11 protein-coding genes are annotated in these 11,360 nt (G+C 66.8%); 2 read left to right on the plus strand and 9 right to left on the minus strand.

Annotation, left to right across the window (positions count from 1 at the left end; all coding sequences use genetic code 11):
* Positions 1–38 precede the first annotated feature (38 nt).
* The 5 genes from KLP42_RS03300 to KLP42_RS03320 all read right to left on the minus strand — a co-directional run bounded on the left by KLP42_RS03300 (position 39) and on the right by KLP42_RS03320 (position 4,663).
* Positions 39–767, minus strand: a complete 729-nt coding sequence (locus tag KLP42_RS03300) for an HAD family hydrolase (protein ID WP_215564735.1) — start codon at positions 765–767, stop codon at positions 39–41.
* Positions 764–2,086, minus strand: a complete 1,323-nt coding sequence (gene waaA, locus KLP42_RS03305) for a lipid IV(A) 3-deoxy-D-manno-octulosonic acid transferase (RefSeq protein ID WP_215564828.1) — start codon at positions 2,084–2,086, stop codon at positions 764–766. Before waaA ends, KLP42_RS03300 begins: the two co-directional genes overlap by 4 nt.
* Positions 2,087–2,214: 128 nt before the next feature.
* A complete protein-coding gene (locus KLP42_RS03310; protein ID WP_215564736.1) occupies positions 2,215–2,454 on the minus strand; it encodes a DUF4170 domain-containing protein in 240 nt (79 codons plus the stop codon).
* 60 nt (positions 2,455–2,514) lie between these two features.
* Positions 2,515–3,315 carry a 3'(2'),5'-bisphosphate nucleotidase CysQ gene (locus tag KLP42_RS03315; protein WP_215564737.1) on the minus strand — a complete coding sequence of 267 codons (801 nt, stop codon included), beginning with the start codon at positions 3,313–3,315 and terminating at the stop codon, positions 2,515–2,517.
* Between the two features lies 1 nt (position 3,316).
* A complete protein-coding gene (locus KLP42_RS03320; protein ID WP_215564829.1) occupies positions 3,317–4,663 on the minus strand; it encodes a TldD/PmbA family protein in 1,347 nt (448 codons plus the stop codon).
* 110 nt (positions 4,664–4,773) lie between these two features.
* Here KLP42_RS03320 and KLP42_RS03325 point away from each other — a divergent pair, with 110 nt between their 5' ends.
* Positions 4,774–6,579 (plus strand): monovalent cation:proton antiporter-2 (CPA2) family protein, encoded by a 1,806-nt coding sequence (locus KLP42_RS03325; protein WP_215564738.1) that lies wholly within the window; start codon positions 4,774–4,776, stop codon positions 6,577–6,579.
* A gap of 34 nt (positions 6,580–6,613) precedes the next feature.
* On the opposite strand, the gene KLP42_RS03330 is transcribed toward KLP42_RS03325, so the two are convergent.
* The 3 genes from KLP42_RS03330 to KLP42_RS03340 are packed head-to-tail and all read right to left on the minus strand — an operon-like array spanning position 6,614 to position 10,013.
* Positions 6,614–7,498 (minus strand): patatin-like phospholipase family protein, encoded by an 885-nt coding sequence (locus KLP42_RS03330; protein WP_215564830.1) that lies wholly within the window; start codon positions 7,496–7,498, stop codon positions 6,614–6,616.
* 11 nt (positions 7,499–7,509) lie between these two features.
* Positions 7,510–8,070, minus strand: a complete 561-nt coding sequence (gene rsmD / locus KLP42_RS03335) for a 16S rRNA (guanine(966)-N(2))-methyltransferase RsmD (protein ID WP_353844794.1) — start codon at positions 8,068–8,070, stop codon at positions 7,510–7,512.
* A 5-nt stretch (positions 8,071–8,075) separates the two neighbouring features.
* The gene (locus KLP42_RS03340; protein WP_215564740.1) at positions 8,076–10,013 is read right to left on the minus strand and encodes a pseudouridine synthase; all 1,938 of its coding nucleotides are present in this window, start codon (positions 10,011–10,013) and stop codon (positions 8,076–8,078) included.
* 160 nt (positions 10,014–10,173) lie between these two features.
* Here KLP42_RS03340 and KLP42_RS03345 point away from each other — a divergent pair, with 160 nt between their 5' ends.
* A complete protein-coding gene (locus tag KLP42_RS03345; RefSeq protein ID WP_215564741.1) occupies positions 10,174–10,635 on the plus strand; it encodes a nucleoside deaminase in 462 nt (153 codons plus the stop codon).
* Between the two features lie 44 nt (positions 10,636–10,679).
* Here the strand turns inward: KLP42_RS03345 and KLP42_RS03350 are convergent, their stop codons facing one another.
* Complete coding sequence (locus tag KLP42_RS03350; RefSeq protein ID WP_215564742.1) at positions 10,680–11,306, minus strand: hypothetical protein; 627 nt, start codon at positions 11,304–11,306, stop codon at positions 10,680–10,682.
* Between the last annotated feature and the right edge of the window lie 54 nt (positions 11,307–11,360).

Raw genomic sequence — 11,360 nt, forward strand, 5'->3', positions numbered from 1 at the left:
TCGCAGCCTTCAGTCGCTGGCCGCAGGGGCTGCGGATCTCAGGCGAGCTGACGCTCCGGCAGCAGCGTTTCCAGGTCCGTGATATCGCCCAGCACATGATCGGCAGCAGCCTGCAGGCTTGCCACCGAACCGGTACCGGTCAGCACCGCGACCTTGAGGCCGCAACCGGCGGCAGCGGCCATGTGCAGATCGTGATTGTTGTCGCCGACCATGGCGACCTGCGAGGGGAAAAGGCCGACGGCCTGGCAGAAGCCCAGCACCATGCCCGGCTCCGGCTTGCAGCCATGGCCGCTGTCGTAACCCGCGATGAAATCGAGATGTTCGAGAAAGCCGAAGCGCCGTGCCGTCTCGCGGATCGCCCGCTCGTTGTCGCTGGAGGCGACGCCGAGGCGAAAGCCGCGCGCCTTCAGCCTTGCGAAGAAACCGGAAAGATCGGTGACGGGTACGGAATGCTGCGCGCCCCGCACGAAGAGATCATCGAGCGCCTCGGTCAGCGGACCGACCGGAACGGGAGAGCCGGCCGCGACGAAGCCGGCGGCGATCTGGGCCGCTGTGCCGGCGGCAAACAGGCTGTCGGCAGCGGTACGGCCGCTTTCGGGATCCATGCCAGCGGCACGCAGCAGGCGCTCCTCCAGCGCCACTCCGCCACCGGCTGCGCCGATGCGCGCCGCCTCGCGGTTCACCGGGCCCCAGCTGTCGTCATAGCTCAGAAGCGTGCCGTCCTTGTCGAACAGGATGCCGGCAATATCGGAAAGCCGTGTGGTCATGCGCCTCCGCCGGCACCGGCCGGACGCAGGCGTGCCGCCACGGTCAAGGGATTGAGATAGGGTTCGAGCGCCTTGATCGTGGTGGAAAGCGCGCCGCGCATGTCCTGCACGGCCTCGTGTCCGCTGTCGATCATCTTGCGGCGCGCCACGTCATTGGTCATCAGGTAATGCACGGCCTTGGCCAGCATTTCGGTGTCGCGCACCATGCGGGCACCGCCCTTGCGGATGACCTGCTGGTAGGTCTCGCGAAAATTCTGCACGTTCGGGCCGGACAGCACCGCGCAGCCGAGCATGGCCGATTCGAGCGGGTTCTGCCCGCCTTCGGCCGTCAGCGACCGCCCGACGAAGGAGACTTCCGTCAGGCGCAGGTAAAGCCCCATCTCGCCGATGCTGTCGCCGAGGAAAACGTCGGTTTCCGGCGTGATGGCATCGTTGCGCGAGCGACGGGCAACCATCAGCCCCTTCTCGCGCAGCATGGCCTCGATCTCGTCGCCGCGCTCCGGGTGACGGGGCACGATGATGGTCAGTTGCTGGTTGCGCGGCTTTATGGCGCGGTGCACGAAGGTCGCCGCCTCTTCCTCGCCCGGAAAGGTGCAGATGGCCGCCCAGGTCTTGCGCGTGCCGATCTGCGCCCGGTACTGCGTCAGGACAGTCTCGTCGACCGGCGGCGGATCTGTATCGCCCTTCAGGTTGCCGGAGATCACCACCGGCCAGGCACCGAGATCGCGGAAGCGTTCGGCATCGAGATCGGAGCGCGCCACGACCAGCGCAAGGCGGCCGAACAGCAGCTCGGCAATCGCACTGCGGTTGCTCCAGCGCTCGTAGGAACGGTCGGAAATGCGGGCATTGACCCGGATCTGCGGGATGTTGCGGCGGGAAAGCTCGGCCATGGTGGTCGGCCAGATCTCGGATTCGGCGGTGATCGCCGCATCCGGATGCCAGTAGGCGATGAAGCGCTTGATCGGAAACTTCACATCGAGCGGCACATACTGGTGGATCACCTCATCGCCCAGCCGGTTGCGGCTGAGCATGGCCGAGGTGACCGTGCCGGTGGTCAGAAGAACGTGGATTTCGCGCCGGCGCAACTCGCGGATCAAGGGGATGACGGCCAGCGTCTCGCCGACGCTTGCCGCGTGCACCCAGATCAGCGGACCATGCGGGCGCGGCACGCTCGGATAGCCGAAGCGTTCCAGCCGGCGCTGGCGGTCTTCCTTGCCCTTCAGCGTGCGATAGGCAAGATAGGGAGAAGCCAGAGGATAGGCGCAGATGCCGGCCACGCGGTATCCGAACAGGGCCATGCGCGCCAAGCCGTTGCTCACTGCCATCGCCCTCGTTCACCCGTCATCCGCATTGTCCGTTCGCAGCCTTACATTGCACTGATGTATGCGTCGCAATTGCGTCAAAAACGCGCCACGCCCGTCGTCAGGCATCCCGCCTGTGCGTGATCTCAGGCCTTGCTGTCGGGGTCCAGCAGACGGTGCATGTGGACGATGAAGTAGCGCATGTGCGCATTGTCGACCGTCATCTGCGCCTTGCTCTTCCAGGCTTCGAGAGCGCTGGCGTAATCCGGGAAGATGCCGACGATGTCGAGCGCGTTCAGATCCTTGAAATCGAGCCCCTGGAGGCTTTCCAGCTCGCCGCCGAAAACAAGATGAAGCAGCTGTTTCTTTTCGCCCTGCACGGTCATTCTATGCCTCGTTCTGTCAACTCCCCCGCCCCCTTCTCCTGCGGCATTCCGCATCAAAGGTCAACCCGATGCGAGGCCGCGCACAAGGCTTTCCAGCAGATGTTCGGCGCCGGCGCAAAGCACGCCGTGGGTAACGCCCTGCCGGTTGTAGGCAAGCGGCAGACGATCGAGACCGACCAGTCGGCCGCCGGCCCGTTCCAGGATGAGATCGGCGGCGGCGAGGTCCCAGTCATGGCTGTTGCGCATGACCACGGTGCCGTCGATGCGTCCGTCCGCCACCATGGCCAGCCGGTAGGCGAGCGAGGGCACGTGGCGAATGCGATGCAGCGTGCTGCGGAAACCGTCATCGAAGCGGCGCAACATCTCCTCGGCCACCGCGATGCGACGCGCTTCGCCGGGGCGCGGCTGCGAGGTGCAGATCTCCACACCGTTCTTTTGCGCCGCACCGCCCGCCACCGCCATGAATTCCTCGCCAAGGGCCGGCGCATAGAGCACGCCCGCTACCGGCCGTCCGCGATGCACGACCGCGACGCTGACGCACCAGGTCGCCTCGCCATTGATGAAGGCGCGCGTGCCGTCGATCGGATCGACGACGAACAGCGTCTTGCAGGCAAGCCTGGCAGGATCGTCGTCCGTCTCTTCGGACAGCCAGCCATAGGCCGGGCGCGCGACCCGCAGCAGCGTCTCCAGCCGGTCATTGGCGGCGAAGTCGGCGGCGCTGACCGGCGAGCGGCCCTCGTTCTTCCACCACACCTCGGGCGAGCGGCCGAAATAGCCGAGCGCCACGTCGCCAGCCTCGCGCGCGGCGCGGCGGATGAGTTCCAGATCCTCTGCCCAGTTCCCGGCGGTCGTGTCCGTCACCTCAGCGTCCTGCCAGCGTCATGCCCTCGATGGCGATCGTCGGTGCGGCGACGCCGAACTTGCGGTCGATGTCGTTCGCCGGCGTCATGCGCATGAACATGTCCTTGAGATTGGAGGCGACGGTGACTTCCGAGACCGGGAAGGTCAATTCGCCGTTCTCGATCCAGAAGCCGGTGGCGCCACGGCTGTATTCGCCGGTGATCATGTTGACGCCCTGGCCGATCAGTTCCGTCACGTAGAAGCCGGTGCCGATGCCGCGGATCAGGTCCTGCGGGGAGATGTCGCCGGGCTCGAGCGCCAGATTGGTGGAGGCAGGCGACACGGAGGTTCCACCACGCACGCCGCGCCCATTGGTTTCAAGACCGAGTTCGCGGCCGGTCGAGGTCGAGAGGAACCAGTGCTTCAGCACGCCGTCCTCGATCATCACCATGCGCTTGCCGGTCACGCCCTCGCCATCGAAGGGACGCGAGGAGGAACCGCGCACGACCAGCGGGTCATCGGTGACGTGAAGGCCCGCCTTCAGCACCTGCTGGCCCATCCTGTCGCGCAGAAAGCTCGTCTTGCGGGCGACGGAGGCGCCGTTGATGGCGCCGGCAATATGCCCGACAAAGCCGCGCGCGATGCGCGGATCGAAGACGACGGTGACATTGCTGCCGGTCTCCACCTGGCGCGGATTGATGCGGCCGACGGCGCGTTCGCCGGCACGGCGGCCGATCAGTTCGGCCGGGTCGAGATCGGCGACATAGAGGCGGCTGTCATAATCGTAGTCACGCTCCATCTTCGTGCCCTCGCCGGCAATGACGCTGACGGAGCGGCCGAAGCGGCTGGCCATGTAGCTGCCGGCAAAGCCGTGCGAGGTGACGAGAACGAGGCCGCCCGCGCCGGCGGAAGCACCGGCACCGGAGGAATTGGTGACGCCTGCGACCGACAGCGCCGCCTGTTCGGCGGCAAGCGCCGCCTCGGCCAGCGCGTCGGTGGAGACCTCGGTCGGATCGTAGAGATCGAGATCCGGATAGGCCGCAGCCAGATTGCCCTCGTCCGCCAAACAGGCGAAGGGATCCTCCGGCGAGACCTTCGCCATGGCAACGGCCCGTTCGGCCAGCTGCTTCAGGTCAAAGCCGGGATTGGCCGAGACGCTTGCCACCCGCCGCCCCACGAAGACGCGCAGCGAAAAATCGTCGCTTTCGGAGGCCTCCGTGTTCTCCACCTTGCCCAGGCGGACGCTGACGGAACGGGAGCGGGAGCGCACCACGACGGCATCCGCCTGATCGGCGCCGGCCGCCCTGGCCAGGTCGATCAGTTCGGAGGCACGCGACAGGAGGGCACTGGAATCAATTGCGGAGGGCATTTCAGACGACATGGGATGAGCCTTTCGTTGCCAGACCATGTATTGTGCACGAAAGAATGCATCAAGAGCGGCCGGGCGATTCTTGCCGCAACAACAAAACGAGAGGCCGCATGGCGACAACCGATCCGATGTTGAACGAAACGCTTCTGCTGCTCGCCGGCGCCGTTCTGGCGGCACCCGTGTTCAAGAAACTCGGCCTCGGCACCGTGCTGGGTTATCTCGCCGCCGGCATCGTCATCGGCCCCATCCTGCGGCTGGTCAGCGATCCGCAGGAGGTTCTGCATGTCTCCGAACTCGGCGTGGTCTTCCTGCTGTTCATCATCGGGCTGGAGCTGAAGCCCTCGCGCCTGTGGCAGATGCGCGGCGACATCTTCGTGCTGGGCACGGCCCAGGTCGTGCTGTCCGGCCTGGCGCTGACGGGGCTTGCCTGGCTGACCGGCATCGCCAGCTGGCAGGGCAGCGTGATCGCCGGTTTCGGCCTGGCGCTGTCCTCCACCGCCTTTGCGCTGCAGATCCTGGCCGACAACGGCGAGTCCAACACGCTCTACGGCCGGCGCGCCTTTTCCGTGCTGCTGTTCCAGGATCTGGCCATCGTGCCGCTTCTGGCGCTGGTGACGCTGCTCGGCTCGGGCCAGGAAGCGCATGCAGACAGCTTCTTCGCCGATTTCGCCATCGCCGCCATTGCCATCTGCCTGCTGATCCTGGCCGGACGCTACCTGCTGACGCCGATGTTCCAGGTGATTGCCCGCACCGGCGCCCGCGAGGTGATGCTGGCGGCCGCGCTTCTGGTGGTGCTGGGATCGGCGATCCTGATGCAGCTTGCCGGCCTGTCCATGGCCATGGGCGCCTTTCTCGCCGGCGTGATGCTGGCGGAATCCTCCTATCGGCATGAACTGGAGGCGGATATCGAACCGTTCCGCGGCCTGCTGCTCGCCATGTTCTTCATCGCGGTCGGCCTGTCGCTGCAGCTCGACGCCATCCTCAACAACCTTCTGCTGATCCTGTTGGGCGTTCCGCTGTTCATGATCCTCAAGGCCCTCATTCTCTACGGGCTGGCACGGCTGTGGGGCTCCAGCCACGACGATGCGGTCAGCATAGCCGCGCTCCTGCCGCAGGGCGGCGAATTCGGTTTCGTGCTGTTCACCACCGCCGTTTCCGCCAGCCTGCTGACGCCCGCCACCTCTTCGCTGCTGATTGCCAGCGTCACCCTGTCGATGGCGCTGACGCCGCTCGGCACGGCGCTGTCGCGGCGGCTTCTGGTGCGCGAGACGCGCGAGGAGATCGCCGAGGATTTCGAAGGCGCCGGCGCCGACGTGCTGATGGTGGGCTTTTCCCGCTTCGGCCAGATCGCCGCGCAGATCCTGCTTGCCGGCGGCAGCGATGTCACCGTGATCGACGATTCGCCGGACCGCATCCGCCAGGCGGCAACCTTCGGCTTCCGCATCTATTTCGGCGACGGCACGCGCCGCGAGGTGCTGGTGGCCGCCGGCATCGAACGCGCCAAGATCGTTGCAGTCTGCACCCACAAGCAGGAGATCACCGACAGGGTGGTGGATCTCATCCGCGCCGAATTCCCGGATGCACGCCTCTTCGTGCGCTCCTACGACCGCATCCACACGCTGTCGCTGAGGGCGCGCGAGGTGGAATACGAGCTGCGCGAGACGCTGGAATCGGGCCTTCTGTTCGGCCGCAAGATGCTGGAGGGGCTGGACAAGTCGGAAGCGGAAGCCGCCGAGATCGGCGACGACATCCGCCGCCGCGACGAGGAGCGCCTGCAGATCCAGGCCGCCAAGGGCATCACCGCCGGCCAGCACATGCTGCACACCCGCCCCGTGCGCCCCGAACCGCTGACCAAGCCGAAGCGCGCGCCGGTGCGCGACGCGATGGAGGCGGAGGAAGAGGCCGACACGATCTGAGCCGAAGCGATCAGCCGGCTTCATGCGCAACGGGTCAGGCCGGGCTCGCGGCCGCCTCGAACAGGCTTTCAAGCCCGCGCTTCACCTCGTCCTTGATGCTTTCGCTCTCGTCGAGGATCTCGCGCACCTTGAGGAAGTCCAGAACGCCGAACCGGTTGACAGGCGGGCGCAGGAAGAGATGCGGCGGATGCAGTCTGAGCTTCAGCGCGATGCAGGCCTGCATCATCAGCTGGCTGGCGCCGAACATGCTGTCCAGCCGGTTCGGCGGGTGTGTGCCGTCACCCTCCGGCCCGCCGACCACGTCGACGCCGATGACGATGTCGGCCTCCTGCGCCACATGCTCGTAAGGCACCGGATTGAAGATGCCGCCATCCACCATGATACGGCCATGGATGCGCACCGCCATGAACAGGCCCGGAATGGCGGCGGAGGCGGCAATCGCGGTGCGCAGGTCGCCCTCCTCCACGATCACCTCCGCCTGACCGTAATAATCGGTGACGGCAATCTTCAGCGGGATGGCCAGTTCCTCGAAGCTCGCCGGCACCTGCGCGGGCAGGAAGGCGGTGAGGATGCGTTCCAGGTTGAAATGGCCGAGGCGAAAGCCACCCACCATGTCGCGCATGCTGTCGGGCCCGAGCGACCAGAGGCGGTTCAGAACCGTGCCGCGATTGCCGAGCGTTTCCAGAGTGTAGTCGCGGATCTCCGCCCCGCTCATGCCGGCGGCCATGCCGGCGCCGAAAATGGCGCCGATGGAGGAGCCGGCGATTGCCACCGGCCTGACACCCATTTCGTCGAGCGCCTCGATGACGGCAATATGGGCAATGCCCCGCGCACCGCCGCCACCGAGCGCCAGCCCCACCGAGGGCATCGTTCCAAGCGAACGCTTCATCTCGTGGGGCAGCGACAGCCGGGTGCTCATCATCGGGCTCCTCAGACGGGCCGGTAGCGGAAGAAATCGACCCGGGTATCACCAAAGACGCGTTGTTCCAGCGGCTGGAAGACCGGATCGACGGCAAGCGTCACATCCGCCCGTTCTTCCAGCACCACCAGCGCCTCCGGCATCAGCCAGCCGCCCTGATGCGCCGAGAGAAGCGCCGCTTCTCCGAGCCCCTGACCATAGGGCGGATCGGCGAAAAGAAAATGGCAGGGCTCCATCGTGCCGGCCGGCCCGAGCCGCGTCGCATCGCGGCGCAGGATGCGCGCCCGGCCGTGCAGGCCGAGGCTTTCGATGTTTTCCCACAACAGGCCGCGGCCCTCGACGCTGTTTTCCACAAACAGCGCGCTGCGACAGCCGCGCGACAGGGCTTCCAGCCCCACCGCGCCGGTGCCGGCGAAGAGATCGACGACACGGGTGCCCTCGATCGCCTCCGGATAGACATGGCCGATGATGTTGAACAGGCTTTCGCGCGTCCGGTCGATGGTCGGCCGGATCGCGCTGGACTTTGGCGTGGCCAGAGAACGGCCCCGAAACTCACCACCAACGATCCGCACGGCCACTACCCTCTTGGTGTTCTCGAACGCGAACCGCCCTTGGGACCGGAGCCCGGGCCGCGGCCACCGGCCGGACGACCGCCCGGCTTGCCACCGGCCGGTTTCCCGCCAAAGGAGGGCTTGCCGCCGAACGACGGCTTGCCACCAAAGGGCTTGGCACCGGGCTTGCCGCCGGAGGGCTTTGCGCCGAACGGCTTGCCACCGGCGGGCTTGGCGCCGAAGCCGCCGCGCTCACCCTCGGAGCGACGGCCTTCGGGACGCCCGCCCTCCGGCCGGCTGAAGGCGCGTTCTGCGTTTTCACGGGCCGAACGGCCGGGACCGGAACCCGCGCCATAGGGCTTGGAGCGCGGACGGTCACCATCCTCGCGCGGCTTGCGGTCGCCGCGCGGGCGGTCGGAAAAGCTGCGCTCGCTGCGGTCACCGCTGCGCTCCCCACGCTCGAAGCGGTCGCTGCGCTCACCCCGTTCCGGACGCGGGCCGCGGTCCGGGCGGTCGCCACGCTCACGACGGTCACCACGATCCGGCCGGTCACCGCGATCGGCACGGTCGCCGCGGTCACGGCGGCCGAAGCCGCCTTCATCCTCGTCGCGCGGACGGCGCGCGGGCGCCTCGGCGCGGATCCAGTCGCTATCGCCCTCGACGCGGTTTACCTGAACGCTGGCACGGCGCTGCGGCTCGGCACTCTTGTTGAACAGGCGCTCTGCCTCGGCGCGGGCGGATTTCTTGGCGCCGGCATCGGCCGTCGGACGCGCACCGGGCGCCATCCACACATTGGCAGTGCGCGTCGAGCCGAGCGGCGGGCGCTTCTTCGGCTTGTCCTCGCCAAAGCCGTCACCACCGAACTTGCCGCCGCGCTTGTCGAAGTCACGCCCCTTGGCGGGACCCTTGCCCTTTGGCGCCGGTTTGCCGCCAGCACGATCATTGTCGCGCTCGGAGCGTCCCTCGCGGCGCTCTTCGGCGCCCCAGGGCTTCTCCTCGCGTGCCACGGCCGGACCCTTCGGCTGCGGCTTCTCGTCGTCGGCAACAGGATTGCTGTAGATGGGCGCCTCGAAATTGGCCTTGGATTCCTCAATGAGGCGCGGGCCCAGCTGATCGCGCAGCATGCGGCCCCGCACTTCCACCACATGGCCTTCCGGCAGGTCGCCGAGCTGGAACGGGCCGTAGGAGATGCGGATCAGGCGGTTGACGTCGAGGCCGAGCGCGCCGAGCACGTTCTTGATCTCGCGGTTCTTGCCTTCGCGCAGGCCCATGGTGATCCAGACATTGTGGCCCTGCTGGCGGTCGAGCGTCGCATCGATCGCGCCATAGAGCACGCCATCGACGGCAATGCCTTCCTTGAGCTTGTCGAGCGCTTCCTGCGTCACCTCGCCGTGGGCGCGCACGCGGTAGCGGCGCAGCCAGCCGGTGGTGGGCAGTTCGAGAACGCGCGACAGGCCGCCGTCATTGGTCAAGAGCAGCAGGCCCTCGGTATTGATGTCGAGGCGGCCGATCGACATCACGCGCGGCAGGTCGTCCGGCAGGTTGTCGAAAACGGTCGGGCGGCCTTCCGGATCGGAATTGGTCGTCACCAGACCGGCGGGCTTGTGGTAGAGCCAGAGGCGGGTGCGCTCGATGCCGCGGATCGGCTGGCCGTCCACTTCGATGCGGTCGGAGAGCGTGGCATTGACGACCGGCGTGTCGAGCACCTGGCCGTTGAGGCGCACGCGGCCTTCCATGATCATCCGCTCCACGTCGCGGCGCGAGGCCACGCCGGCGCGGGCGAGAATCTTGGAGATGCGTTCCGGCTTGCCGGCGGTTGCCTCTGCCGCTTCTGCGGCCGGTGCTGCGGCCTTGCGGACGGGCTTTGCGCCGACATCGAACGTCTTTTTCGGCTTGAGGGTATCTTTCCTGTCGCGATCGAAGGGCTTGCCTCCCTCGCGCTTCGGCTTGTCTTTGAAGCTCATTTGTTGTTTGCCTGAAGCAGAGTGTCGGACGGATATGTCCCGAACATGTGCGTGTTGACTGAATTTTCGTCTGGTCGCGCCGCGGAGAACGGCTGGCACGACGCAAGGGTTGGACCGTTCCTACCAGTTCGTGTTGCCCTGGTTAAGAGGAAATCGCCGTATGAGCGGGACAAATCGCTTCATGGACGAGGCATTGGCGGAGGCCATCAAGGCGGGGGAGCGCGACGAAGTGCCCATCGGCGCCGTCGTTGTGCTGGACGGGCGCATCGTCGGACGGGCCGGCAACATCACCCGCGCCACCTGCGACGTGACCGCCCATGCCGAAATTGCCGCGATCCGCATGGCCTGCGAGGCACTTGGCCAGGAGCGCCTCTCCGGCGCCGATCTCTACGTGACGCTGGAGCCCTGCACCATGTGCGCGGCGGCGATTTCCTTTGCCCGCATCCGCCGGCTCTATTACGGCGCACGCGATCCGAAGGGGGGGGCGGTGGAAAGCGGCGTGCGCTTCTTCAGCCAGCCGACCTGCCATCATGCGCCGGAGGTGTATTCCGGTTTCAGCGAGACGGCCGCGGCCGAACTTCTCATCGACTTCTTCAGGACGAAGCGGCAAGAGCCTGACTGAGGGCTGCCGGTTCCGTTCGGGCCGGCCCCTGCGCAGCGTCCGTCTTACTCAAACACCTTCCACCAGGACGAGGTCTTGCTGGCGGCTTCCGCAGCCTTCTTGCGCTCGCGTTCCTTCTTGGCCTCGGGCTCGCCGAGATCCGTCAGGTTGGCGTTGTCGGCCATGCGGTATTCCGGCGGCGGATCGGTCAGCGTGCGACGCTGGCCGGAGATGCCGGGATCGTTGGCATTCGCCTTGGCCTTGCGGAAGGCTTCCCACTTCTGGGTTTCCGTCAGCGTGCCGGCCGTGCCGTTGCCGGCCAGAAGCGGCGAGCGGTAATTGGGATTGTTCTTGTTGGCCTCGGCCTCTTCGCGCAGGCGGGCGCGCGTTTCTTCCGGAGATTCCAGCCATTGCGGATTGTTTTCGCGGCTGGCGAGCGAGTCCTGCGGCGCGGGCAGGCCCAGCTCCACCTTCTTGTTGACCACGAGCTGCGGGCGCGGGTTGTAGGCGGTCTTCTTGTCTTCCTTGTCGAGGCCGAGCGAAACCGACTCGCCGAGGTCGTCGGCCAGCTGTTCGGCGGCCGTCTTGCTGGTGCCGTAGGTGGGGCTGGACATGCAGCCCGACAGCCCCAGGCTCGCCACGGCAACGGCGAGAATGCCTGCACGCGCGCAAATGACCTGCATCGTTTTCATTCAAACCCTTCCAGCCGCGCCCGTCCTCGACGCCTGCGAGATTACATCGGATCG

This window comes from Rhizobium sp. CSW-27, assembly GCF_018760785.1.
Classification (GTDB): domain Bacteria; phylum Pseudomonadota; class Alphaproteobacteria; order Rhizobiales; family Rhizobiaceae; genus Neorhizobium.